General features: G+C 75.7%; 19 protein-coding genes and 1 pseudogene. 4 read left to right on the top strand and 16 right to left on the bottom strand.

The genetic code is table 11. The features are described from left to right. Nucleotides 1-27: 27 nt before the first annotated feature. Both QMQ26_RS24345 and QMQ26_RS24340 read right to left on the bottom strand, forming a co-directional pair. Nucleotides 28-972, bottom strand: a complete 945-nt coding sequence (locus QMQ26_RS24345; protein ID WP_100840450.1) for a bifunctional riboflavin kinase/FAD synthetase — start codon at nucleotides 970-972, stop codon at nucleotides 28-30. Between the two features lie 1,337 nt (nucleotides 973-2,309). Further along, nucleotides 2,310-4,709: a serine protease family protein gene (locus tag QMQ26_RS24340; protein ID WP_282202678.1), complete on the bottom strand. Its 2,400-nt coding sequence runs from the start codon at nucleotides 4,707-4,709 to the stop codon at nucleotides 2,310-2,312. A 328-nt stretch (nucleotides 4,710-5,037) separates the two neighbouring features. Here QMQ26_RS24340 and QMQ26_RS24335 point away from each other — a divergent pair, with 328 nt between their 5' ends. Then, nucleotides 5,038-5,547, top strand: coding sequence for a GNAT family N-acetyltransferase (locus tag QMQ26_RS24335; RefSeq protein WP_282202677.1), 510 nt, complete (start codon nucleotides 5,038-5,040; stop codon nucleotides 5,545-5,547). A 58-nt stretch (nucleotides 5,548-5,605) separates the two neighbouring features. On the opposite strand, the gene truB is transcribed toward QMQ26_RS24335, so the two are convergent. The 8 genes and pseudogenes from truB to rimP form a co-directional block, all read right to left on the bottom strand. After that, complete coding sequence (gene truB / locus QMQ26_RS24330) at nucleotides 5,606-6,511, bottom strand: tRNA pseudouridine(55) synthase TruB (protein WP_282202676.1); 906 nt, start codon at nucleotides 6,509-6,511, stop codon at nucleotides 5,606-5,608. 164 nt (nucleotides 6,512-6,675) lie between these two features. Next, nucleotides 6,676-7,833: a DHH family phosphoesterase gene (locus QMQ26_RS24325; protein WP_282202675.1), complete on the bottom strand. Its 1,158-nt coding sequence runs from the start codon at nucleotides 7,831-7,833 to the stop codon at nucleotides 6,676-6,678. Between the two features lie 2 nt (nucleotides 7,834-7,835). Beyond that, complete coding sequence (gene rbfA, locus QMQ26_RS24320) at nucleotides 7,836-8,273, bottom strand: 30S ribosome-binding factor RbfA (protein WP_100840455.1); 438 nt, start codon at nucleotides 8,271-8,273, stop codon at nucleotides 7,836-7,838. A 139-nt stretch (nucleotides 8,274-8,412) separates the two neighbouring features. Continuing rightward, entirely contained in the window at nucleotides 8,413-8,709 is a 297-nt protein-coding gene (locus tag QMQ26_RS24315; RefSeq protein ID WP_282202674.1) for a DUF503 domain-containing protein, read from the bottom strand. Nucleotides 8,710-8,832: 123 nt separating this feature from the next. Continuing rightward, nucleotides 8,833-11,942: pseudogene (infB, locus tag QMQ26_RS24310) on the bottom strand (translation initiation factor IF-2). A gap of 189 nt (nucleotides 11,943-12,131) precedes the next feature. Beyond that, on the bottom strand, nucleotides 12,132-12,434 hold the full coding sequence (locus QMQ26_RS24305) for a YlxR family protein (RefSeq protein WP_100840727.1): 303 nt from the start codon (nucleotides 12,432-12,434) through the stop codon (nucleotides 12,132-12,134). 69 nt (nucleotides 12,435-12,503) lie between these two features. Next, nucleotides 12,504-13,505: a transcription termination factor NusA gene (nusA, locus tag QMQ26_RS24300; RefSeq protein ID WP_100840458.1), complete on the bottom strand. Its 1,002-nt coding sequence runs from the start codon at nucleotides 13,503-13,505 to the stop codon at nucleotides 12,504-12,506. A gap of 2 nt (nucleotides 13,506-13,507) precedes the next feature. After that, complete coding sequence (gene rimP / locus QMQ26_RS24295; RefSeq protein WP_282202673.1) at nucleotides 13,508-14,056, bottom strand: ribosome maturation factor RimP; 549 nt, start codon at nucleotides 14,054-14,056, stop codon at nucleotides 13,508-13,510. Between the two features lie 890 nt (nucleotides 14,057-14,946). Here rimP and QMQ26_RS38325 point away from each other — a divergent pair. Genes QMQ26_RS38325 through QMQ26_RS24280 form a run of 3 tightly spaced genes read left to right on the top strand, consistent with a single transcriptional unit; the run spans nucleotide 14,947 to nucleotide 16,831 of the window. Further along, nucleotides 14,947-15,294 carry a DUF4439 domain-containing protein gene (locus QMQ26_RS38325; RefSeq protein ID WP_404813948.1) on the top strand — a complete coding sequence of 116 codons (348 nt, stop codon included), beginning with the start codon at nucleotides 14,947-14,949 and terminating at the stop codon, nucleotides 15,292-15,294. A gap of 36 nt (nucleotides 15,295-15,330) precedes the next feature. Continuing rightward, a complete protein-coding gene (locus QMQ26_RS24285; RefSeq protein ID WP_282202672.1) occupies nucleotides 15,331-16,230 on the top strand; it encodes an aminoglycoside phosphotransferase family protein in 900 nt (299 codons plus the stop codon). A 49-nt stretch (nucleotides 16,231-16,279) separates the two neighbouring features. Continuing rightward, nucleotides 16,280-16,831 (top strand): GNAT family N-acetyltransferase, encoded by a 552-nt coding sequence (locus QMQ26_RS24280; protein WP_282202671.1) that lies wholly within the window; start codon nucleotides 16,280-16,282, stop codon nucleotides 16,829-16,831. Nucleotides 16,832-16,856: 25 nt separating this feature from the next. Here the strand turns inward: QMQ26_RS24280 and QMQ26_RS24275 are convergent, their stop codons facing one another. The 6 genes from QMQ26_RS24275 to QMQ26_RS24250 form a co-directional block, all read right to left on the bottom strand. Beyond that, complete coding sequence (locus QMQ26_RS24275; protein WP_100840462.1) at nucleotides 16,857-17,732, bottom strand: GNAT family N-acetyltransferase; 876 nt, start codon at nucleotides 17,730-17,732, stop codon at nucleotides 16,857-16,859. An 84-nt stretch (nucleotides 17,733-17,816) separates the two neighbouring features. Beyond that, on the bottom strand, nucleotides 17,817-18,977 hold the full coding sequence (gene ispG / locus QMQ26_RS24270) for a flavodoxin-dependent (E)-4-hydroxy-3-methylbut-2-enyl-diphosphate synthase (RefSeq protein WP_033253947.1): 1,161 nt from the start codon (nucleotides 18,975-18,977) through the stop codon (nucleotides 17,817-17,819). Nucleotides 18,978-19,103: 126 nt separating this feature from the next. Further along, nucleotides 19,104-20,411 (bottom strand): M50 family metallopeptidase, encoded by a 1,308-nt coding sequence (locus QMQ26_RS24265; RefSeq protein ID WP_282202670.1) that lies wholly within the window; start codon nucleotides 20,409-20,411, stop codon nucleotides 19,104-19,106. 19 nt (nucleotides 20,412-20,430) lie between these two features. Beyond that, complete coding sequence (gene dxr / locus QMQ26_RS24260) at nucleotides 20,431-21,669, bottom strand: 1-deoxy-D-xylulose-5-phosphate reductoisomerase (protein WP_400693435.1); 1,239 nt, start codon at nucleotides 21,667-21,669, stop codon at nucleotides 20,431-20,433. A gap of 154 nt (nucleotides 21,670-21,823) precedes the next feature. Then, the gene (locus QMQ26_RS24255; protein WP_282202669.1) at nucleotides 21,824-23,266 is read right to left on the bottom strand and encodes an aldehyde dehydrogenase family protein; all 1,443 of its coding nucleotides are present in this window, start codon (nucleotides 23,264-23,266) and stop codon (nucleotides 21,824-21,826) included. A 178-nt stretch (nucleotides 23,267-23,444) separates the two neighbouring features. Beyond that, nucleotides 23,445-25,010 (bottom strand): PucR family transcriptional regulator, encoded by a 1,566-nt coding sequence (locus QMQ26_RS24250; RefSeq protein WP_100840466.1) that lies wholly within the window; start codon nucleotides 25,008-25,010, stop codon nucleotides 23,445-23,447. Nucleotides 25,011-25,128: the final 118 nt, after the last annotated feature.

The raw sequence follows: 25,128 nt of genomic DNA, 5'->3' as shown, positions 1-25,128 counted from the left end.
CCGTCCGCGGGGGCTCCTGACGTCCGCTCAGGGGCGCTCGGTGAGCTCGCGGGCCCGCTTGACGTCCTCGGCCATCCGCTCCAGCAGGGCGTCGACGGAGTCGAACTTCTCCATGCCGCGCAGCCAGGCCAGGAAGTCGACGGCCACGTGCTGCCCGTACAGGTCGAGGCCGACCCGGTCGATGGCGTACGCCTCGACGGTGCGGGCGGTGCCGTCGAAGGTCGGGTTGGTGCCGACCGAGATCGCGGCGGGCATGGTCTCGCCGTCGGCGGTCAGCCAGCCCGCGTACACGCCGTCGGCGGGGATCGCCGAGTGCGGGACGGTGTCCACGTTGGCGGTGGGGTAGCCGAGTTCGCGCCCGCGCTGGGCGCCGCGGACCACCTCGCCCTCGACCCGGTGCGGGCGGCCGAGGATCTCGGCGACGCCGGTCATGTCGCCGGCCGCGACCAGCCGGCGGCACAGGCTGGACGAGAACGGCTCGCCGTCGCCCGCCGCGCCGCGCACCTGGAGGTCGACCACCTCGACGGTGAAGTCGTCGGCCCGGCCGAGCTCGGCCAGCAGCTCGACGTTCCCCGCCGCGCGGTGCCCGAAGCGGAAGTTGGGGCCCTCGACGACCGCCTTCGCGTGCAGCGCCTCGACCAGCACCGACCGCACGAAGTACTCCGGGGACTCCTGGGAGAACTCGGCGGTGAACGGCAGCACCAGGACGGCGTCCACGCCCAACTGCTCGACCAGCTCGGCCCGGCGCGGCTGCGGCGCCAGCAGCGGCGGGTGGGTGCCGGGGCGGACCACCTCGCTGGGGTGCGGGTCGAAGGTGACCACGACCGACCGCGCGCCCAGCTCGCCGGCCAGCTCCACCACCCGGTTGATGATCAACTGGTGTCCGCGGTGGACCCCGTCGAACGATCCGATGGTGACGACGCTGCGCCCCCAGTCCCCGGGGATCTCCTCCAGGCCGTGCCAGCGCTGCACCTGACCGCTCCTTGTTCCTACGGGGTGCACGGGCCGTGCACGCGAAAGACCGAAACCGAACCCCTATAGCGTGCCATGCGCCCGGCCCTGCCCAGGTACCGGAAGGCCCTTGGTGTGACCGGTCAGACGACCGCCGGGGCGGTCGACCTGCCGCTCGGCCTCGGCGGCGGCGTACTGCGGGTCCCGGCCGGACGCGGCGAGGGCCCGCAGCCGGGCCAGCCGGGGCCCCAGGGGCGGCGGCGGGGCGTCCTCGGGCCAGGACGCCAGCAGCCGCGCGAAACCCGCCCAGCGGCCCGCACAGCGCACCAGGGCGGCATCCGCGCCCGGCCACCGCTCGGCGACCAGCAGCAGCAGCTCGCGCACCCGCCGCTCCGGGTGCCCGGCGTGCCGGGCCGCCAGCGCCTCCACCACCGCCGCCAGCACCCGCCCGTCCCGCTCGACGGCCAGCAGGGCGTCCAGCAGCGCCTCCCGTCCGCCGCCGGGCGCCGCCAGCACCGGCGCGAACCGGGCCCGCACCGCCGGACCGGCCGCCAGCACCGCGTCCAGCAGCGGACGGCCGTCCCACCCGGCGTCCAGGGCCGCGTCCAGGTGCCGGGCGACCTCCTCGGCCCGCTCCGGGTCCTCCCGCAGCAACTCGGCGGCCAGCAGCAGGCCGGAGCGCGCCACCGCCGGGTCGGCCGCCCCGGCCAGCACCCGCAGGCCCTCCCCCGCCCGGGCGCCCGGCGCCCGCAGCCGCTCGCGCACCGCCGCCAGCACCGGTGCCGGGTGCTCCGCCAGCAGCCCGGCCAGCACCTCCGCGGTCAGGAACGGATCGCCCGCCCGGTACCCGGCCAGCACGGCCGGCAGGTGCTCGGCCCGGCCCGCCGGGTCGCGCACCAGCAGCGCCAACGCCGCGCCGTGCAGGGCGGGTTCGTCCTCCCGGGCGAGCAGCGTCCGGGCCGCCAGCCGCAGCAGCTGCGCGCCCGAGCCGCCCGCGTGCGGGGCGGTGCGCAGCGCGTGCACGGCCGCCGCGACGTGCCGCTCGGGGCGCGGGTCGTGGCTCCAGCGGTCGACCGCCCGGCACAGCGCGGACGGCTCCCGCTCGGCCAGCCGGCCCAGCAGCGCGTCCGCCCGCGGGTGCGCGGTGGCCACCAGGGCCTCGGTCAACTCGTCCAGCGCCAGCGCCCGGTGCTCGTACAGCAGCTCGTCGGCCAGCGCTGCGGCGCGTTCGGTGCGCTCGGCGCGTTCGGCCTCCCCGGCGCGTTCAGTGCGTTCGGCGTTCTCGGTGCGTTCGGCGCCCCTGGAGGTCCGCCCGTACCAGGCGCACAGCAGCGGCAGCACGCCGCGTGGATCGGCCGTCAGCAGCTCGGCGGCGGCCGTCCGGGCCACCTCCGCCCGGCCCGGGTCCCCGGCCAGCCGGCCCAGCAGCGCGACCCGTTCGGCCACCGGCAGCGGCAGCCCGGTCCAGAACCCGGGGCCGAACCGCTCGTCCCGGCCGGCCCGTTCGGCCAGCAGCTCCAGCAACTCCCGGTGCGCGGACGGCTCCGGGCTCGCCGCGATCCCCGCCGCCAGCAGCCGGGCCGCCCACCAGTCCGCCTCCCCGCCCCGCTCCGCCCGCTCCAGCGCCGCCCGCACCCGCCGCAGCCACCCGTCCAGCACCGCCGCGCCCCGCACCTGCCCCACCCGCCGCAGCGCCCCCACCACCACCCCGACCCGGCCCCGGCCCACGCCGCCCCGGACCTCGCCGACGGGCCGGGGAACGGCGGGCGCGAGGACGGCTGAGGTAGGGGCGGCGGGCGTGGGCACGGCGTCCGCCCGGGCCCGCGGCTCGCCGCCGCCGGAGGCCCCGCCGGCGGGCGCGCGAAGCGTCCCACCGCTCCCCGACGCCTGCCCCGCGCCGCCCCCGCCGCCGACAGCGCCCCCGCCCCCGCCCCCGAAAGCGTCCGCGCCGTCGAGGTCGGCACCGTCCGCCCCGGCCCCGGCCGCGTCCCCCTCCTCCGGCCCGTCCGGCTCCTCCAGCAGCAGCCGCAGCGCCGCGTCCAGGTCCAGGTGCAGGCTCTGGAGCCACTCCCCCACTCCTCGTGGCCCGCCCGGTGGCCCGCGCCCGCGGGCACCAGCAGCCGCTCCTCACGGACGGCCCGGGCCCATCCGCCCGCCTCCGGGAACAGCCGGGCGAAGTCCGCGGCGGGCAGCGCCCCGTCCCCCGCGCCGAGCATCAGGCGGGCGGCCTCGTGCAGCCGTCCGGCCGCGACGGCCGCGAGCCGGCGGACCTGCCGGGCGTCCTCGCCGGGTGCGGCCGGGCCGCCGCGCCGGTGGCGGCGCGGGCCGCCGGGGGTGCGGGCGACCCGGCGGGCGACGGCGAGGCAGGCCAGGTCGAGCCAGCCGTCGAAGAGTTCGGCCCGGCTGCCGACCGGGCCGTGCGCGCCCGCGCCGCGCAGTTCGCCGGCCAGCCGCAGGGCCAGCGGGTGGCCGCGCTCGGCCGGGGCGAGGAACGTCCCGGGCAGGCCGTAGCGGCGGCCGGCCCGGGCCGCGGCGTCGTCGGTGAGCGGGCCGAGCCACAGCGCCCGGGCGGTGGAGCGCCAGGGGCCGAGCTGTTCCCAGCCGTCGGGCCGGCAGGCGACCAGGGCCCGGGCGCGGTGCGCGCGCAGCCACTCCAGCCCGGCCGTCAGCCAGCGCGCGGAGAGGGCGAGCGGCGCCTCCTCGGGGCCGTCGAGCACCACCAGCAGCGGCCGTCCGGCGGCGGCGCACAGCGCGGCCAGCTCCCCCGGGTCGACCTCCGGTACGCCGAACTCCCGTGCTGCCAGGGCGAGTCGGCGGCGCAGCGGGTCGCCGAGGGTGCGGTCCCCGGCGGCCAGGTCGGCGCCGCGCAGCCAGAGCGTGGGCAGCGGCTGCGCGGCGCCGGCCCGGCGCACCGCCAGTGCCGCCAGTTCGGTGCTGCGGCCGCTGCCGCTCTCGCCGAGCAGCACGGTGAGGACGTCCTGCGGCTCCTCGCCGCTGAGGCCGTCGGGGCGGTCGACCCGGTCGGCGGCGAGTTCGGCGATCCGGCCGGGCCCGGCGGCGGCGGCCTCCAGCTGGGCCTCGGTCAGGCGCAGCGCCCCGCCCAGGTTGAGCGCCCGGCCGAAGGCGGGGGCGTCGGCGCCGTTGCGGGCCAGCAGTCGGCCGAGCGGGGAGTCCTCGGGGCCGGGGCCGGCCGCCAGCGGGACGGCCGCCACGCCGGGCCCGGCGACGGCGCGCACCCGGGGGGCGACCACGGCGAGCACCGCGCCGGTCTCCGGGTCGAGCACCGGCGACCCGGCGGGCGGGGTGACCGGGAGGTCGAGCACCAGCACGCCGGGGACGGTGCGCACCAGCGCGCCGTCGCCGCAGCGGCCGCTCTCCCGGCCGATCGGTCCGCCGCGGGCCAGCGCGGGCGCGCCGTCCTCCCAGCGCTGGTGCGGCACCGCGACGGGGCCGGTGACGGCGGTGCGGCCGATCGGCAGCGCGGGGCCGGGCAGGCCGCCGACCGCGGCGGTGCGCAGCAGGGCCAGGCCGTGGCCGGGCAGCAGGTCGACGCTCTCCGGGCCGAGCACCCGGGACTGCCCGCCGGGGGTGTGCAGCACCAGCCGGGGCACGCCGGCCACCGCCTCGTGCGCGGTGACCACGGTGCCGTGCCGGTCGGCGACGAAGCCGAGGCCGCACAGCCGGCCCTGCTGGTCCCTGATCCGCAGCAGCGCCCGTGCCGGATCCCCCGCGAAGCCGGCGCCCGCACCCTCGCCCATCCCGCCAGTCCTCCCGCCGGTCCTCCGTGCCGGGCCGCGCCCGGCCCCGCACGGCGCCGGGGTCCGGCCGCCGTGCACACCGCGGGTGAGCCTGCCCCCCACCAGCCCCACGGCACCCCGCACGCCCCTCTCACCACACCGCTTCACTCCGCGCGCCCCCCACCGCCCCGCCCGGCGCGCACCCCGCCCCGGACCACCCGGCCCGCTCCCGTCCGCCGCCAACTGCCGACCTCCGCCGCGTACTTGCCCGCGCCGCTCATCGCGTTTCGGGCCCCGCGACCGGAAAACCGCTGGCGTCCCGCCCGCCCCGGGAGTCACCCTGCCCGGCATGGACGTCCGCCTGACCCCCTGGTCCGACTCCGACCTCGACCTGCTGCGCCGCGTCAACACCCCGCTGATGCGCCGCCACGTCGGCGGCGCGGAGAGCGAGGAGCAGTTGCTCCTGCGCCACCGCCGCTACCTCGAACTGCCGTCCCGGGGCGGCATGGTGTACGCCGTGCTGGCCGACGGCGCCCCGGCCGGCTCGATCGCCCGCCACCGGCGCGACTGGCAGGGCGCCGAGGTGCACGAGGCCGGCTGGAACGTGCTGCCCGAGTTCCAGGGGCGCGGCGTCGCGCGCGCGGCCGGCCGCGCGCTGCTCGGCACGCTGCGCGCGCTGGTCGCCGCCGACCCGGCCGCCCCGGGCGTGCTGCACGCCTTCCCGGCCGTCGACAACGCGCCGTCCAACGCGCTCTGCGCCCGGCTGGGCTTCACCTGCGCCGGCCCGTGCGCCTTCGAGTACCCGCGGGGCTCGGGGCGCTTCCTGCGCAGCAACGACTGGCGCCTGCCGCTGCGCTGAGAACGGCGGCGGCCCCGGCGGGACGCATCCCGCCGGGGCCGCTGCCGGAGCGTGCCGCTCAGCCGACGAACACCGCCACCGGCTTGGCCTTGCCGCCGCTCTCCTCGATCAGCGCCAGGAACCGCCCGTCCGGGTCGAAGACCGCGACCGGCCCGGCCGTGCCCAGCCCGGGGGCGTCCAGCCGCACGCCGTTGGAGAGCAGCCGGGCCTGCTCGGCGTCCACGTCCCAGCGCGGGAAGGCGGCGGCCGCGGCCTCGGCGATCGGCAGCACCTCCAGCTTCTCCTCCAGCTGCTCCAGGGTGCGCGCCGACTCGACCGCGTACGGCCCGACCCTGGTGCGCCGCAGCGCGGTCAGGTGCCCGCCGACGCCGAGCGCCGCGCCCAGGTCCCGGGCCAGCGCCCGGATGTACGTCCCGGAGGAGCACTCGACCGTGACGTCGAGGTCGAGCACCGGCGTGCCGTCCTCGGCGACGGCGGTGCGCGCCTCGTGCACCGTGAAGGCGTGCACCGTGGTGGGGCGGGCGGCGAGCTCGAAGTCCTCGCCCTCGCGGACCCGGGCGTACGAGCGCTTCCCGTCGATCTTGATCGCGCTGACCTTGGACGGCACCTGCATGATCTCGCCGGTGAGCTTCGCGACCTCGGCGTCGACCGCCGCGCGGGTGACGCCGTCCGCCGCGACGGACGCGGTGACCTCGCCCTCCCGGTCGTCGGTGATCGTGGTCTGCCCGAGCCGGACCGTCGCCTCGTAGGTCTTGGCGGTGAGCATCAGGTGCCCGAGCAGCCGGGTGGCCCGCTCCACGCCGATCACCAGCACGCCGGTGGCCATCGGGTCGAGGGTGCCCGCGTGCCCGACCTTGCGGGTCCCGGCCAGCCACCGCAGCTTGGCGACCACGCCGTGCGAGGTGATGCCCTCCGGCTTGTCGACGATCACCAGCCCGTCGGGGCCCGTGCCTTTACGCTTCATCGCTCCATCATCATTTCGAAATCCGGCCCGCATCGCTGCGCGCATTGCGGCGCGACCGCACCCGCGGCCCGCCCGGCCCGAGCACCGAACCGCACGAGCCTAGCGCGCGCCGAAGCCCCCCGACGCCGCCCGCGGGCCGGGACGCCCGGACGAGAACGTCCCGGCTACGGCGCCGCGGCCGGCCCCGGCCCCGCCGCCACCTCGGCCAGCGCCACCCGGAACCGTTCCACGACGGCCTTCACGGCCTCCCGCGCGCTGAACCCGGCCGCGTACACGTGCCCGCCGCCGCCCAGCCGGGCGCACACCGCCGCCACGTCGACCGCGCCCCGGGAGCGGCAGGAGCCGCGCAGCGTGCCGTCCGGGTCCTGCTTGAGCACCAGCGCGACGTCCGCCTCGGCGGGCTTGCGCAGCACGTCGATCAGGCCCTCGATCTCCTCCACGGTGACGCCGAACAGCGCCAGGTCCTGGTACGGCACCCAGGTCCACACCAGCCCGTGCCCGCCGGCCTCCTCGGGCTCGAACGCGGCCCGCTCCAGCGCCCCGGCGAGCACCTTGAGGTACCCGAAGGAGGTGGTGTCCCAGAGCTGGCGGGAGATCAGGTCCTGCCGGATGCCGGTGGCCAGCATCCGCCCGGCCATCTCGTGGGTGGCGGGCGTGGTGGCCCGGTACTTGAACGAGCCGGTGTCGGTGGCGATGCCGGTGTACAGGCAGGTGGCGATGGCCTGGTCGAGCGGCACCCGCAGCCGCCGCAGCAGCTCGTCCACCAGGACGGCGGTGGCGGCCGCGGCCGGGTCGATCAGCCGGACGGTGCCGAAGCCGGGGTTGGAGGCGTGGTGGTCGAACACCACCAGCGCGCCCGCCGCGAACGCCTTCTCGCGCAGCAGGCCGAGCCGCTCCTCGGAGGCGGCGTCGAAGGCCAGCACCAGCGCGGGCGCGGCGGGCACCGCGGCGGCGGGGACGATCAGCTCCTGCCCGGGCAGGAAGGACAGCGACTCCGGGATGACCTGCGGGTCGTCGCCGAACGACACCCGCACCCGCTTGCCCAGGCCGCGCAGCGCCAGCGCGGCGGCCAGCGCCGAGCCCAGCGCGTCGCCGTCCGGGCAGATGTGGCAGACCAGGTCGATCTCGTCGCTGTCCGCGATCAGTTCCAGGGCCCGCTGCCACTGCGCCTCGAACCGGCCGTCGGCGGCGGCCGGGGCCGTCTCCGCCCCGGATTCGGACGACGACTCGCTGCGAGGGCCCGGAAGCACCGCGAGGGCGGTCTCCACCTGTGTGGTGGAGACCGCCCTCGCGGTGCCGGACTCGGCCGGCTTCCCGGCCATGGTCACTCGTCCTCGTCGTCGTCGCGGGCCGACTTGTAGGGGTCGGCCTCGCCCGCGTACACGGCTCCGGCGGCGGCGGTGCGGACGGCGGCGTCGGAGAGCCGGGCCTTGTCCAGCAGGTCGTCGATGTTGCGCGCGTTGTCGGGCAGGGCGTCGGCGACGAAGGTCAGGGTCGGGGTGAACCGCACCCCGGTCTGCTTGCCGACCTCGGAGCGCAGGATGCCCTTGGCGCTCTCCAGCGCGGCCGCGCTGGACTCCCGCTCGGCCTCGTCACCGTAGACGGTGTAGAAGACGGTGGCCTCGCGCAGGTCCCCGGTGACCCGGGCGTCGGTGATGGTGACGTACCCCAGGCGGGGGTCCTTGATCCGGCGCTGCAGGGTCTCCGCCACGACCACCTGGATGCGGTCGGCGAGCTTGCGCGCCCTAGCGGTGTCGGTCACGTTGCCTCCTCGTGCAGTAGGCGCGTACCCCGGGTCATGACCTCACCCGGTGGGGCCCTCTCCCCAACGTACCCGCCCGCGCCCAGCCTTGTGGGCGCTCTCGGTCCTGTGCGGGTGTGACGGTGGTGACGCCCGCAGGTCATTCGTCGTCGTCGTGGTGGTGGCGCCTCCTCACGGAGAGCAGCACCACCTCGGGGCGGCCGGCGACGAGCCGCTCACAGCTGTCCAGGACCTCGCTGACGTACCCGGCGTCGCCGGACACCACCGCACAGCCGATCTCGGCCCTGCGGTGCAGGTCCTGGTCTCCTACCTCCGCGGCGCACACGCTGTACTTGCGCTGCAGTTCGGCCACGATGGGCCGCACGATCGACCGCTTCTCCTTGAGCGAGTGCACGTCGCCGAGGAGCAGGTCGAAGGTGAGTGTTCCTACGAACATGGGGGACAGGCCTGGGCCGGCCTGGGAGCCTCGAAGGAGTTCCGACAGCCCGACCCTAACAAGCACGGCCGGGGCCGGTCGACGGGTTAACGCACCCGCCGGCCGACCCCGGCCCGGTACCCGTTACGAGCGCGGCTTCTCCCGCATCTCGTAGGTCTCGATGACATCCTCGATCTTGATGTCGTTGAACGAGCCCAGGGTGACACCGGCCTCGAAGCCCTCGCGGACCTCGGTCGCGTCGTCCTTGAAGCGGCGCAGGCCCTCGATGTTGAGGTTCTCCGCCACGACCTTGCCGTCGCGCAGCAGGCGCGCCTTGGTGTTGCGGCGGATGATGCCCTCGCGGACGAGCACACCGGCGATGTTGCCGAACTTGGAGGAGCGGAACACCTCGCGGATCTCCGCGGAGCCGAGGCGCACCTCCTCGTACTCGGGCTTGAGCAGGCCCTTGAGCGCGGCCTCGATCTCCTCGATCGCCTGGTAGATGACCGAGTAGTACCGGATGTCGACGCCCTCGCGCTCGGCCGCGGTACGGGCACGCCCCTCGGCGCGCACGTTGAAGCCGATGATGATGGCGTCCGAGCCCATCGCCAGGTCCACGTCGGACTCGGTGATGGCACCCACACCGCGGTGCAGGATGCGCAGCTCGACCTCTTCGCCCACGTCCAGCTTGACGAGCGCGTCCTCGAGGGCTTCGACGGAACCGGAGACGTCACCCTTGATGATGAGGTTGAGCTTCTCGATGTTGCCGGCGGCCAGCGCGGCCTCGAAGCCCTCCAGCGAGACGCGGACGCGGCGCTGGGCCATCGAGGCGTTGCGGTCGCGGGCGGAGCGCTTCTCGGCGATCTGGCGGGCGGTGCGGTCCTCGTCGACGACGATGAAGCTGTCGCCGGCGCGGGGCACCGAGGTCAGGCCGAGCAGCATGACCGGACGGGACGGGCCGGCCTCGGAGAGGCTGTTGCCGTTCTCGTCCAGCATCGCGCGGACGCGGCCGTAGGAGTCGCCGACCACGATCGAGTCGCCGACCCGCAGGGTGCCGCGCTGGATGAGCAGCGTCGCCATGGCGCCGCGGCCCTTGTCCAGGTGGGCCTCGATCGCGATGCCCTGGGCGTCCTGCTCCGGGTTGGCGCGCAGGTCGAGGGAGGCGTCCGCGGTCAGGACCACGGCCTCCAGCAGCTCCTCGATGTAGAGGCCCTGGCGGGCGGAGATGTCGACGAACATGGTGTCGCCGCCGTACTCCTCGGCCACCAGGCCGAACTCGGTGAGCTGGCCGCGGACCTTGGTCGGGTCCGCGCCCTCGACGTCGATCTTGTTGACCGCGACCACGATCGGCACGCCGGCGGCCTTGGCGTGGTTCAACGCCTCGACCGTCTGCGGCATGACGCCGTCGTTGGCCGCGACCACCAGGATCGCGATGTCGGTGGACTTGGCACCACGGGCACGCATGGCGGAGAACGCCTCGTGACCCGGGGTGTCGAGGAAGGTGATCCGGCGCTCCTCGCCGTTCACCTCGGTCGCCACCTGGTAGGCACCGATGTGCTGGGTGATGCCGCCGGCCTCGCCCGCGACCACGTTGGTCTTGCGGATCGCGTCGAGCAGGCGGGTCTTGCCGTGGTCGACGTGACCCATGACGGTGACCACCGGCGGACGCGGAGCCAGCTGCTCCTCGTCGCCCTCGTCGACGCCGAAGTCGATGTCGAACGACTCCAGCAGCTCGCGGTCCTCGTCGTCCCGGCTGACGATCTCCAGCACGAAGCCCATCTCGTCGGCCAGCAGCTGCAGCGTGGCGTCGGAGACCGACTGGGTGGCGGTGACCATCTCACCGAGGTTGAACATCACCGAGACGAGCGCCGCCGGGTTGGCGTTGATCTTCTCCGCGAAGTCCGTCAGCGAAGCGCCGCGCGAGAGGCGAACGGTCGAGCCGTTGCCGCGCGGCAGCATCACGCCGCCGACGGACGGGGCCTGCATGGCCTCGTACTCCTGGCGCTTCGCGCGCTTCGACTTCCGGCCGCGGGCCGGACGGCCGCCGGGGCCGCGACCGAACGCGCCCTGCGTGCCACCGCGGGCACCCGGGCCACCGGGACGACCGCCGAAGCCACCGGGACGGGCACCGCCGCCACCGAAGCCGCCACCGCCACCGGCGCCGCCACCCGGACGGGGGCCGCCGAAGCCGCCACCGGCCGGACGCGAGCCCGGACCGGCCGGACGACCCTGGAAGCCGGGACGGGCACCGCCGCCCGGAGCGCCCGGACGCGCACCGGGGCCACCCGGACGCGCACCGGCACCCGGACCCGGGCGCGGGCCCGGACGCTGCGGCATCATGCCGGGGTTCGGACGGGGCATCCCGGACGGGCTGGGCGCACCACCCGGACGCGGAGCGGCCGGACGCGGCATGCCGTCGGGACGGGGGGCACCGGCACCCGGGCCACCGGGACGCGGGGCGCCACCGGGACGGGGACCGCGCTCACCGGACGGCGCACCGCCCGGACGCGGGGCGCCGGCACCCGGGGCACCGCCCGGACGGGGACCGCGCTCGCCACCGGACGGGGACCGCGCTCGCCACCCGGCGCACCGGCCGGACGGGGACCGCGCTCGCCACCGGGACGGGGGCCGCGCTCACCGGACGGCGCACCGCCCGGACGCGGGGCGGACGGACGGGCCATGCCCGACGCGCCGCCCGAGGTGAAGGGGTTGTTGCCCGGCCGCGGGCCGGACGGCCGCGGACCCGGACGGGCCGCGGGGTTCGCCGGGGCCGGCCGCGGGGCGGCCGGACGCGCCGGAGCCTCGCCGGCCGGGGCCGGGGAGGAGAACTCCGCCGCCGGCGCCGGAGCGGCCGGGGCGGGCGTCGCCGGGCGCGGACCCGGGGCGGGGGCCCCGGCCGGCTTCGGCGCGAACGGACCCGCCGCGGGCGCGGGGGTCGCGGGGGTGGGACGGGGGCCCGGCGTCACGATGGGACGCGGGCCGGGGGTGGGGGCGCCACCCGGCTTGGGTGCCGCGGAACCGGCGCTGCCGGTCGGTTGGGGCGCCGCGGGCTTCCGCGGGCCAGGCTTCGCGGAGGACGCGCCGCCGGACGGCGGGGTCGCTCCCAAAGCGTCAGTCAGCTTACGCACGACCGGCGCCTCGATCGTCGAGGACGCCGAACGCACGAACTCGCCCAGCTCGGTGAGCTTGGCCATGACGGCCTTGCTCTCCAAGCCAAGCTCCTTGGCGAGTTCGTATACCCGGACCTTAGCCACTTCGCTCCTGTCTATGCGTCCGGGGTATTCGTCCGCCGGACTGCTGTTACTTCATGGGCGTACTCATCGCGTACTCATCGAGTGCTCATCGCAATCTCGACCTACTTCCATCTCGCGAGGTACCTGACTGGGTGCACGGCGACGTGCCACGTGCCGTGCGCTGGTGCGTGTTGCCGGGCGCGGGGCCCGTCAGTGGGCCGACTGCCGATCGGCCGGACTGGCTTCCGCCCCGACGTGCTCCCGCAGGGCGCCGGGGTCGAGCGCGCCCTGGACCCGGAAGGCCCTGGGGAACGCCCGGCGGCGGACCGCGAGGTCGAGGCAGTTCGGGTCGGGGTGCAGATACGCACCCCGGCCCGGCAGTGTGCCGCGGGGATCGGGGACGCATTCGCCCTCGCCCGCCACGACACGCAGCAGCTCGTGCTTGGCCGCGCGCTTGCGGCAGCCCACGCAGGTGCGCTCAGGGCATGCCCGGACATGCGTCCGGCCAGACACGTTCAAGTCTACCCCTCCGAAGGGACTCACCGCCGCCGAGTAGATCTCCGGAGGCACCTGACAACGTTGTTAGCGGGCTGCCGATTCCCCGGCGGGGGCCTCGGTGTCCGGACGGATGTCGATCCGCCAGCCGGTGAGACGGGCGGCCAGCCGGGCGTTCTGCCCCTCCTTGCCGATCGCCAGCGACAGCTGGTAGTCCGGCACGATCACCCGGGCGGAGCGCTGGGCCAGGTCGACGATCTCCACCTTCGTCACCCGCGCGGGCGACAGCGCGGCGGCGACCATCTCCGCCGGGTCCTCCGACCAGTCGACGATGTCGATCTTCTCGCCGTGCAGCTCGGACATCACGGTGCGCACCCGCATGCCGTTCGGGCCGATGCAGGCGCCCTTGGCGTTCAGGCCCTGCCGGCGCGACCAGACCGCGATCTTGGTGCGGTGGCCGGCCTCGCGGGCGATCGCGGCGATCTCCACCGAGCCGTCCGCGATCTCCGGGACCTCCAGCGCGAACAGCCGCTTCACCAGGTTCGGGTGGGTGCGCGAGAGCGTCACCGACGGGCCGCGGACACCGCGCCGCACGCCCACCACGTAGCACTTCAGCCGGGTCCCGTGCCGGTAGTCCTCGCCCGGGACCTGCTCCTGCGGCGGCAGGATGGCCTCCAGCTTGCCGATGTCGACCAGCACGCTCTTCGGGTCGTTGCCCTGCTGGACGACACCGGTGACGATGTCGCCCTCCTTGCCCGCGTACTCGCCGAAGGTCTGGTCGTCGGCGGCGTCCCGCAGGCGCTGCAGGATGACCTGCTTGGCGGTGGAGGCGGCGATCCGGCCGAAGCCCGACGGGGTGTCGTCGAACTCCTTCGGCTCCACGCCCTCCTCCAGCTCGGAGGCGTCCTCCAGCGCCCAGACCGTCACGTGGCCGGTCTTGCGGTTCAGCTCCACCCGCGCCCGGCGGCGCGAGCCCTCGGTGCGGTGGTACGCGATGAGGAGGGCCGACTCGATCGACTCGACCAGCAGGTCGAACGGCACGCCCTTCTCGGTGACCAGCCCGCGCAGGGCACTCATGTCGATGTCCACGACTACGCCTCCTCTTCCTCTTCGTCCGCGTCCACGTCCGCGATGTCGGCGGCGGCGTCGACGGGTTCCTCGTCCTTGCGGTTGAACTCGACCTGCACCCGGGCCCGCGCGACCTCCGCGAACTCCAGCCGGCGCTCCTTGGGGCGGCCGCGCCCCTTGACCGGCTGCACCTCGACCAGCGCGCCGTCCTCGTCGCTCTCCAGCACCCGCGCGGTCAGCTCCGCGCCGTCCACCAGCTTGACCGCGGCCAGCCGGCCGACCGCCCGCCGCCAGTGCCGCGGCTCGCTCAGCGGGCGCTCGGCGCCCGGCGAACCGACCTCCAGCAGGTACGGGGCCGCGCCCATCAGGTCCGACTCGTCCAGCGCCTCGCTCACCAGGCGGGAGAACTCGGCGACCGCGTCGAGGTCGACGCCGCCGTCGGCGTCCACGTCGACCTGCACCTGGCGGCGGCTGCCGGCCTGGGTCACCCTGACCTCTTCCAGGTCCAACCCGGCCTCGGCCGCCAGCGGCTCCAACAACGCGCGCAGCCGGTCAGTGGGGGTGGTGCTCATCCGGGTGACTCCTCGGCCGCGTCTGCTGTTGTCGAAGGTGCTAACTCATCGCGAAGCCTATCGGGTCAACCCCCGAACCGCCGATTCCGACCCGGACGGCCCGCACCCCCTGCGAGGAAGCTCACAGCGGTCGGATACCGTCCAAGCTCCGTACGGGGCCGGTGCGGCTCCGGTAAAGATTCTCCCGACGGGGGGCACAGGGCCCCCACCGACCCGGCTGGAGCACCGATGCCCGCACCCACACGGCGGACCCTGCTGGCCCTCGGGGCGCTCGGCGGGCTCCAGTTGCTCTGCGGCTGCACCGGCGACCGCCCGGCCCCGCCGAAGCCCACCGCCGCGGACCCGGACCGGCCGCTGCGGCTGCGCCAACTCGCCGCCACCGACGCCCTGCTGGCCGACTACGACGCCGTCCTCGCCACCGGCCCGGCCGACGCTGACCGGCTCGCCGACCTGCGCGAGGACCTCACCCGGCACCGCGAGGCACTGGCCGGACCGCTGCCCTCGGCCTCCCCCGCCGCCTCGGGCCCGGCCTCCCCCTCCACCTCCCCCTCCACCTCGCCCGCCGGTTCCCCGCCGCGAGCGCGAGCGCGACCGCCCGGACCTCCGCCGACCTGGCCGCCGCCGAGCAGCGGACCGCCGCGCTGCGTCTGGCCGACCTGGCCGCCGCCTCCCCGGAGCTGGCCCGGACCCTCGCCTCGGTCGCCGCCTCCGACGCGGCCCACGCGGCCGCCCTCGGCGACCCCGCCGTCCCCGCCGCCGCCCCCGCACCCGCCCCCGCGCCCGCCGACTCCGCCTCCACCTCCGCCTCCCCCGTCGCGCTCCCGGCCGCCGACACCGCCGCCCTCCAGGCGGCCCTCGCCGCCGAGCACGCCGCCGTCTACGGCTACGGCGTGGTCGGCGCGTTCCTCCCGGCCGGGCCCCAGCGCGAGGACGCCCGCACCACGTACGGCGCGCACCAGGCCCGCCGCGACACCTGGCAGCGCGTCCTCACCGCCGGCGGCGCCTCCCCCACCGCCGCCGCCCCCGGCTACCGCCTGCCCTTCCAGGTCAAGGACGCCGCCACCGCCGCCCAGTTGGCCGCCTACCTGGAGACCCAGCTGACCGCGGCCTACGCCGACCTCGCCGCCACCACCGCCCTGCGCGAGCGGGCCGCCGCCGCCCTGCGCGAGTCCGCCCTGCGCGCCGCCCACTGGGGCGCCGACCTCCCCGCCCTCCCGGGCCTGGCGGAAGCGGTCTGACCCCGGACGCCGGCCCCGCCCCGGATAATCGCTCCCATGGCACAAGCTGCGCGGTTCAGCGTCCCCGAGCGTCTCGTCGAGTCGGTGCGGGCGGAGGGGAGCCCGGCGGCGCTGGCGTGGCTGGCGGAGCTGCCCGGGCTGGTCGCGCGGCGGCTGGCGGACTGGGACCTGGTGCCCGAGCGGGTGGTGGAGCCCGGCGGCCGGGGCAGCGTGGTGCTGTACGCGCACCGGGCCGACGACCTGGCGCCGGTGGCGGTGAAGGTCTCCCGGTCGCCCGGCGAGGCCGCCGCGCTGCGGGCGTGGGCCGGGCGGGGCGCGGTGCTGCTGCTGGCCGAGGCGGACGGCGCCCTGCTGCTGGAGCGGCTGCACGGGGAGATCCCGCTGCGCTCGCTGGCCGAGGCCCAGGCGATGCTGGAGGCCACCAGCCTGCTGCGCCGCCTGTGGGTGCCGGCTCCGGCCGGCCACGGCTTCCCGACCCTGGCGGAGCACGCGCGGCGGCTCGCCGAGCGCGTCGCCGCCCGGCGCGCGCTGCCGCTCGCGGCGGACGCCGGACCGCTGCTGGACGAGGCCCTGGAGGCGGTCGCGCTGGCGGCGGACGCCGAAGGGTGGCTGCTGCACGGGGAGTTGGAGCACGGCCGGGTGCTGGCGGCGGACCGCGCCCCGTGGCTGGCGGTGGCCCCGCGCCCCCTGGTCGGCGACCGGGCCTACGACCTGGCGGGCCTGGTGCTGGAGCGGCTGGACACCCTGGCCGCCTCCCCGGGCCCGCGCGGCGCGGCCCGCCGCCGGCTCGCCCGGCTCGCGGAGGCGGTGGAGCTCCCCGCCGACCGGGTCCGGGCCTGGACCCTGCTGCGGGCGGCGGACACCGCCCTGGCGGCGCTGGCCGCGGGCGACACCGCGGCGGCCGAACTCCGTCTGGAGTTCGCGTCCTGGCTCTGAGGCCGGGGCGTGGCGCCGCCCGGGACGGCAGGTAGTAACGTCCCGCTTCATGGAGCAGCTCACCGGGGTGACGATCGAGGCCATCGACCTGGCGGCGTGGGCGCCTGCCGTGCTGGAGGTCCAGGCGGTCGCGTTCGGGCTCGGGCCGCACGAGGTCGCGGTCCGGCTGCCGATCGTGGGGCGGCACGCGCTGCAGCCGGGGGTGGTGGCGCTGGGGGCGATGGCGCGGGGGCGGCTGGTCGGGTTCGGGTACGGGATGCCGAACCGGCGCGAGCACTGGTGGTCGACGGTGATCGAGCCGTACCTGGCGGCGCGCGGCCACGAGGACTGGCTGGACGGGGTGTTCGCGGTGACGGAGCTGCACGTGCTGCCGGAGTTCCAGGGGCTGGGCCTGGGCACCCGGCTGATCCGCACGCTGTGCGGGCACTCGGGGCTGGACCGGTCGATCCTGTCGGCGATCGACGCGGAGACCCCGGCGCGCCGGCTGTACCGCTCGCTGGGCTACCGGGACTTGGCGCCGGCGGTGCGCTTCCCGAACACCGTCCGCCCGTACGCGGTGATGGGCGCGCACCTGCCGCTGCACGACCCGGCGCGCCCCTGACCCCGGGTCGGCCGGCCCGGCCGGGTCAGAACAGCACGCTCATGAACGCGCCGACCTCGCGGAAGCCGACCCGGCGGTAGGCGGCGCGGGCGCGGATGTTGAAGTCGTTGACGTACAGCGAGACGACGGGGGCGACCTCGGCGAGGGCGGTGTTGACGACGGCGGCCATGCCGGTCTCGGAGAGCCGCCTGCCGCGGTGCTCGGGGGCCACCCAGACGCCCTGGATCTGGCAGGCGCCGACGGTGACGGCGCCGATCTCGGCCTTGAAGACCACCTTGCCGTCCTGGTCGAACCGGGCGAACGAGCGTCCGGTGGAGACCAGTTCGGCGACCCGGGCCTGGTAGAGCAGCCCGCCGTCGCCGGCCAGCGGGGAGATGCCGACCTCCTCGGTGAACATGGCCACGCAGGCGGGCATCAGCGCCTCGATCTCGGCGCGCTCGACCCGGCGCACCAGCGGGTCGGGTTCGACCTGGGTGACGGGCGTGGAGGTGGCCATCAGCGGCTGGTGGGCGCGGACGTCGCGGGCCGGGCCCCAGGAGCGCTCCAGCAGCGCCCAGAGGGTCGCGGTGGCCTCGGCGGGGCCGACGATGGAGGAGCAGCGGCGGCCCTGCCGGCGGGCCCGTTCGGCGAAGGCCCGGACGGCCTCGGGCCCGGCGTTGACCGGGACGAGGTTGGCGCCCGCGTAGCAGAGCGCGTCGAGCCGGCCGTCGGCGTCGTGCCAGCCCCACATCTCGCCGCCGAGCCGCCAGGGGTCGAGGCCGACGGCCTCCACCCGGGTGGCGACGAAGGCGTTGGCGACGGGGTCGCGGTGCAGGATCTCCAGCGCCTCGTCGAGGTCGGGGGCCTCCAGCACGCGGGTGGCGGCGAGCGCCCGGGCGGCCTGGAACGGGCCGGGCAGCATCACACCTCGGTCGAGCACGGGTGGCACCTCTCGAACGGGCGGGACCGCCCCTGCCGGGCGGCCCCGCCGGGGGGCTTCAGACCGTCACTCGGCGGCCACGACGACGGGGGCGCCGGATTCCACGCCCTCCTCCTGCATCTGCTCGGCCAGCTTCATGGCCTCCTCGATCAGGGTCTCGACGATCTTCGACTCGGGAACGGTCTTGATCACCTCGCCCTTGACGAAGATCTGGCCCTTGCCGTTGCCGGAGGCGACGCCGAGGTCGGCCTCCCGGGCCTCGCCGGGGCCGTTGACGACGCAGCCCATGACGGCGACCCGCAGCGGCACCTCCATGCCCTCCAGGCCGGCGGTGACCTCCTCGGCGAGCTTGTAGACGTCGACCTGGGCGCGGCCGCAGGACGGGCAGGAGACGATCTCCAGGCCGCGCTGACGGAGGTTCAGCGACTCCAGGATCTGGATGCCGACCTTGATCTCCTCGGCCGGCGGGGCGGAGAGCGAGACCCGGATGGTGTCGCCGATGCCCTCGGCCAGCAGCGCGCCGAACGCCACCGCGGACTTGATGGTGCCCTGGAAGGCGGGGCCGGCCTCGGTGACGCCCAGGTGCAGCGGGTAGTCGCAGGCGGCGGCGAGCTGCCGGTAGGCGTTGATCATCACGACCGGGTCGTTGTGCTTGACCGAGATCTTGATGTCGCGGAAGTCGTGCTCCTCGAACAGCGAGCACTCCCAGAGCGCGGACTCCACCAGCGCCTCGGGGGTGGCCCGGCCGTACTTCTCCAGCAGGCGCTTGTCGAGCGAACCGGCGTTGACGCCGATCCGGATCGGCACGCCGGCGTCCTTGGCGGCCTTGGCGATCTCGCCGACCTTGTCGTCGAACGCCTTGATGTTGCCGGGGTTGACGCGGACGGCGGCGCAGCCGGCGTCGATCGCGGCGAACACGTACTTCGGCTGGAAGTGGATGTCGGCGATCACCGGGATCTGCGACTTCCTCGCGATGATCGGCAGCGCGTCGGCGTCGTCCTGCGAGGGGACGGCGACCCGGACGATCTGGCAGCCCGAGGCGGTCAGCTGGGCGATCTGCTGGAGGGTCGCGTTGACGTCGGAGGTGAGCGTGGTGGTCATCGACTGCACCGAGACCGGCGCGTCGCCGCCGACCGGCACGTTGCCGACCATGATCTGACGCGAGTGGCGGCGCTGGGCCAGCGGCTTGAGCGGCAGGGAGGGGATACCGAGCGAGATCGCGGTCATGTGCGCAGTTTTTCCTCTGGAGAGGTCGGTGAGCCGGGGCGCACCGCGGTGGCGGGGGCGCCCGGCGTCCAACGGTACGGCACGGCCGGGTGGCGGGGCACACCCGGCCGTGGATGGCGCGCGGCGCTAGTTGATGCGCACCGGGTTGACGATGTCGGCGGCCATCACGAGGCCGGTGAAGCAGATGAAGACGCCGGCGACCACGTAGGCCAGCGGCATCAGCCGGGCCACGTCGAACGGGCCGGGGTCGGGGCGGCGCAGCAGCTTGGCGAGGTTGCGGCGCAGCGCCTCCCAGAGCGCGCCGGCGATGTGGCCGCCGTCCAGCGGCAGCAGCGGGAGCATGTTGAACAGGAACAGCATCAGGTTGATGCCGGCCAGCAGCTGCACCGAGAAGGCGAGCCGCTGGGTGGCGGGCAGGTCCATCGAGAACACGTCGCCGCCGAGCCGGGCGGCGCCGACCATGCCGATCGGCGAGTCGGCGTCGCGCGGGGTGCCGTCGACCACGGCGTGCCACAGGCCGGGGATCTTGCCGGGCAGCTGGGTGAGCGACTCGACGCTGTGCCGGGCCATCGTCGTCATCTGCTCGGTGCTCTCGCCGAGCGACATGTGGTGCACGCCGGTGGCGGGGGTGATGCCGAGGAAGCCGGCGGTGACGGTCTGGCCCTTGACCGGGTTGTTGTCCTTGTCGTACGCCTGCAGGGTGTTGGTCTTGATCGCGGCGGACAGCGTCTGCTCGCCGCCGTCGCGGTGCCGGACCAGGATGTCGACCTGCTTGCCCGCGGAGTCCCGGATCAGGTTCTGCAGCTGCGGGTAGTCGTGGATCGGCACGCCGCCGAAGCCGAGCACGGTGTCACCGGCCCGCAGGCCCGCCAGGTTGGCCGGGGACTTCTCGGCGCCCTGCCCGCAGTCGTCGGTCTTGGCGCTGACCGGGACGACGCACTCGCTGACCTCCTGCACGGTCGGCACGGCCTGCTGCACGCCGATGCCCATGAAGAGCGCGAGGAACAGGCCGAGCGACAGGATCAGGTTCATGCCCGGGCCGGCGAACATCACGATGACGCGCTTCCACGGCTTGCGGGTGTAGAACAGCCGGGTCTCGTCGCCTGGCTGCAGCTCCTCGTAGGAGGCCTCCCGGGCGTCCTCGATCATGCTCCGCCAGGGCGAGGAGGAGCGTTTCGCTATCCGGCCGTCCGCGCCGGGCGGGAACATGCCGATCATCCGGATGTAGCCGCCGAACGGGATCGCCTTGAGGCCGTACTCCGTCTCACCGCGCCTGGTCGACCAGATGGTCCGGCCGAAGCCGACCATGTACTGCGGCACCCGGATGCCGAACAGCTTCGCGGTGGACAGGTGGCCGAGCTCGTGCCAGGCGATCGAGAAGAGCAGCCCGACCACGAAGATCAGGACGCCCAGCACCCACATCAGCTTGTCCACCGCGTCGCCTCCGTCGTACCTAACCTGCCGCCAGTTCCCGGGCCCGGGCGCGGGCCCAGTGCTCAGCCTGGAGTACGTCCTCCACCGTGAGCGAAGTTCCCGCCGCCGGGGTGCCGTGTTCGGCGACCACCTTCGCCACAGTGTCCACGATTCCGGTGAAGGGCAGCGCGCCGTTCAGGAAAGCGTCCACACATTCCTCGTTCGCGGCATTGAAGACCGCGGGGGCCGTCCCGCCGAGCGTACCCACCTCGCGGGCCAGCTCGACCGCCGGGAAGGCCGCGTCGTCCAGCGGGAAGAACTCCCAGGTCGCGGCCTTGGTCCAGTCGCAGCCGGGCGCGGCGTCGGGCACCCGGTCGGGCCAGCCGAGGCCCAGCGCGATCGGCATCCGCATGTCCGGCGGGCTGGCCTGGGCGAGCGTGGAGCCGTCCGTGAACTCCACCATCGAATGAACGACCGACTGCGGATGGACCACCACCTCGATCCGGTCGAAGGGCACGTCGTACAGCAGGTGGGCCTCGATCACCTCCAGGCCCTTGTTCACCAGGGTCGCCGAGTTGATCGTCACCACCGGGCCCATCGCCCAGGTCGGGTGGGCCAGCGCCTCGGCCGGGGTGACGCCCGCCAGCTGCTCGCGGGTGCGGTCGCGGAACGGGCCGCCGCTGGCGGTCACCACCAGCTTGCGGACCTCGGCGCGGGTGCCGCCGGCCAGCGCCTGGAACAGCGCGGCGTGCTCGGAGTCCACCGGCACGATCTGGCCGGGCCTGGCGACCGCCTTCACCAGCGGGCCGCCGACGATCAGCGACTCCTTGTTGGCCAGCACCAGCACCCGGCCGGCCCGCAGCGCGGCCAGCGTCGGCGCCAGGCCGATCGAGCCGGTGATGCCGTTCAGCACCGAGTGGCACTCCGTCGCGGCCAGTTCGGTCGCCGCGTCCGGGCCCGCCAGCACCTCGGGCAGCGGGGCCCCGCCGGCCCGCGCGGCCAGCGCGGCGCGCAGCGGCCCGGCGGCGGCCGGGTCGGCCACCGCCACGGTGCGCACGCCCAGCGCGACGGCCTGCTCGGCGAGCAGCTCGACCCGGCCGCCGGCCGCCGACAGGGCCACCACCCTGAACCGGTCGGGGTTGCGGAGCACCACGTCGATGGCCTGGGTGCCGATCGAACCGGTCGAGCCCAGGATGACCAACTCCCGGGGGCCGTCCGGGTCCTGCACGGCCGGAGTGAAGCGCGACTGCGGATGGGCGAGCGAGTTCATGCCCCCCATTGTGTCCTGCCGCCGGCCCTGCCCCGGCCCGGGACGGGGCCGGGACGGGGCCGGACGGCCGGACGCCCCGCCGGGCCGTGGGAAGGCGGCGGGGCGGGGCGTCGGGACACCCGGGAAGGGCGCGGGAGCGCTCAGCGGGCCTCGCGGGGGCCGCTCAGAGGTCGAGGCCGGTGAGGACCAGCACCTTCTCGAAGGTGAAGTCGTCCATCGCGTAGCGCACGCCCTCGCGGCCCACGCCGGAGTCCTTCACCCCGCCGTACGGCATCTGGTCGGCCCGGTAGGACGGCGCGTCGCCGATGATCACGCCGCCGACCTCCAGCTCCCGGTGGGCCCGGAACGCGGTCTGCACGTCGTGCGTGAACACGCCCGCCTGCAGGCCGAACGCCGAGTCGTTGACCGCGGCGAACGCCTCCTCGGTGCCCTCCACCCGGTGCAGCGACAGCACCGGGCCGAACACCTCGGCGGTGGCCAGGATCGCGTCGGCGGGCAGCTCCGCCAGCACGGTCGGCGCGTACGCCGCGCCGTCCCGGCTGCCGCCGGTGAGCACCTTGGCGCCCTTGGCGACCGCGTCCTCGACCCAGGACTCGACGCGCTCGGCGGCCTTCCGGTCCACCAGCGGGCCGACGTCGGTGGCCTCGTCGTACGGGTCGCCGGTGACCTGGGCGCCCACCTTGGCGACGACCTTCTCCACCAGGCGGTCGTAGACGCTCGCGTCGGCGATCACCCGCTGCACCGAGATGCAGGACTGGCCGCCCTGGTAGTTGGCGAACAGCGCGATCCGGCCGGCCGCCCAGTCGAGGTCCGCCTCGGAGTTCCAGTCGGCCAGCACCACGGCCGCGGCGTTGCCGCCGAGCTCCAGGGTGACGTGCTTGCGCGGCACCGAGTCCATGATCTGGTAGCCGACCCTGTCCGAACCGGTGAACGAGATCACCGGCAGGCGGGTGTCCTGCACCAGGGCCGGCATCTCGGCGTTCTCCACCGGCAGCACGCTCCAGGAGCCGGCCGGCAGGTCGGTCTCGGCCAGGATCTCGCCCAGCACCAGGGCGGAGAGCGGGGTGGCCGGGGCGGGCTTGAGGATGATCGGGGCGCCCACCGCGATCGCCGGGGCGACCTTGTGCGCCACCAGGTTCAGCGGGAAGTTGAACGGGGCGATGCCGAGCACCGCGCCGCGCGGGAAGCGCCGCACGATCGCGTACCGGCCGGTGCCGCCCGGGTCGGTGTCCAGCCGCAGGGTCTCGCCGTTGGTCCGGCGGGCCTCCTCGGCGGCCCAGCGGAACACCGACACCGCGCGGCCGACCTCGCCGCGCGCCCACTTGATCGGCTTGCCGTTCTCGGCGGTGATCAGCCGGGCGATCTCCTCGGTGCGCTCGGCCAGCCGCTTGGCGACGTGGTCCAGCGCGCCCGCCCGCTGGTGCGCCGGGGTCGCGGCGAACACCGGCACCGCGGCGGCGGCGGCCGCGACGGCCTCCTCCACCTGCGCGTCGGTCGGCACGCTGACCTTCGCCACCAGGCTGTCGTCGTGCGGGTGGCGGACCTCGAACTCCGCCTCGCCGCTCGCCCGCCGCCCGGCCAGCCAGAACTCATGAGTGGTGGTCACGGTCGCACCGGCCCCTTCCCTCGAAGACTTGTCGCCTTCACGGTAGGGGGAGGGAAGCGGGTTTCCGATTGGACGGACGGGACGAAAAGTCCGGACCGATTAGTACGCCGCGGACACGGCCGTCCGGGTCCGCGCCCGCACCCCGTCCGCGCTCCGTCCGCCCCTCGCCCGCCCCCGGTCAGTCCTCGCCGGAGCGCAGCGCCAGCCACAGCTCCATCCGGACGTCGGTGTCGTCCAGCGAGCGCCCGAGCAGCTCCTCGACCCGCCGCATCCGGTAGCGCAGCGTGTGCCGGTGCACGCCCAGGTCGGCCGCGGCGGCGTCCCACTGGCCGTGCCGGGAGAGCCAGGCGCGCAGCGAGGCGACCAGGTCGCCGCGGGCGGTGCGGTCGTGCTCGCGCAGCGGGCGCAGCAGGCCCTCGGCGAAGGCGGTGACGGCCTCCTCGCCGAGCAGCGGCAGCAGCGAGCCGGCGCCGACCTCCTCGTGGTCGACGGTGCGGCGGCCGCCGCGCTGGGCGACCGCCAGGGCCCGTTCGGCCTGGGCGTGCGCGGTGCCGGCGTCCTCCAGCGCGGCGGGGGCGGAGACGCCCAGCGCCAGGCCCTCGTGCTCCTCGACGGCGCCCAGGCAGGCCCGGTGCGCCGAGCCGTTGTCCAGCGCGAGCACCGTCAGCCGCGGCCCGTGCGCGCCGTCCTCGCGGGCCACCAGCAGCTTCTCGCCGACCTTGCCGCCGGCGTTCTCGGCCCGGTCGCCCAGTTCGCCGAGCGCCTCCGCCGCCTCCGGGCCGGGCCCGGCGGCGGCCACCAGCACCCGGACGGTGCCCTCGGGCAGGCCGCCGAACAGCCCGGCGGCGACCTGCCGGGCGGTGCCGACCTCCCCGGCCAGCACCATCCGCAGCAGCGCGGCGCCCATCTTCTCCTCGGCCTGCCGCAGCTCGCGCGAGCGCTCCAGGGTGAGGGTGAGCAGCGCGACGGCGGCGTTCAGCACGTACCGCTCGGTCGGGGTGATCCGGTCCTCGGTGCCGACCGCGAGGAAGCCGCGCGGGCGGCGGTCGGCGCCCAGCGACTGGACCACCACGTAGTCCTCGTCGGCGGTGTCGATCGTCCCGGCCCGGCCCTGCAGGGCGGCGCTGGACGGGGCGGGGCGGCGGCGCAGCCGGTCCACCTCGGCGGCCAGCCGGCCGGCCCGGCGGGCGGCCCAGTCCGGGGCGACCGCGGACAGCGCGCCGGAGCCGTCGTACAGCGCGGCCCACCCGCCCAGCCGGGCCGCCAGCCGGCGCACGATCGCGGTGGTGCCGTCCTTGCCGAGCGCGGCCCGGGTCAGCTCCTCCTGCGCCTCGAAGCTGGTGGTGACGGCCTCGTACTGCTCGGCGGCCAGCGCGGCCGAGACGGTCTTGGAGATCGCGATGAACGGCGTCGCCTCGGGCACCCGCAGCAGCGGCAGCCCGCGCTGGGCGGCGGCCTCCACCAGGGCCTGCGGCACCTCGCTGTGCGAGAGGCCCACGCCCAGCCCGAGGCCGACCACGCCCGCGTCGGCCAGCCGGTGCACGTACGCCTGCAGCTTGGCGGCGCTCCTGCCCAGCTTGATGCCGGTGGTGAGGAGCAGCTCGCCGCCCTCGAGGAACGGGGTGGGGTCGTCCAGCTCGCTGGTGTGGACCCAGCGGACGGGTCGCTCCAGGTGGTCCGCGCCGGCCAGCACCGTCAGGTGGAGCGCGGAGGTCCGGACGACGGAGGCGAGAGTGGGGGGCATGGCACCTTCGGTGGTTCGACCTGGCCGCGCCGTTGCGGCCGGGCGAGTGAGGGTTCTCCTCCCATTATGGACGCTCCGGACAAGCCGGGGCGCCGGAATCCGCCGGTCCGTAGCTTTC

It is taken from the genome of Kitasatospora fiedleri (assembly GCF_948472415.1).
GTDB classification, from domain to species: Bacteria; Actinomycetota; Actinomycetes; order Streptomycetales; family Streptomycetaceae; genus Kitasatospora; species Kitasatospora fiedleri.
This window is presented reverse-complemented; position numbering and strand designations above follow the sequence as displayed.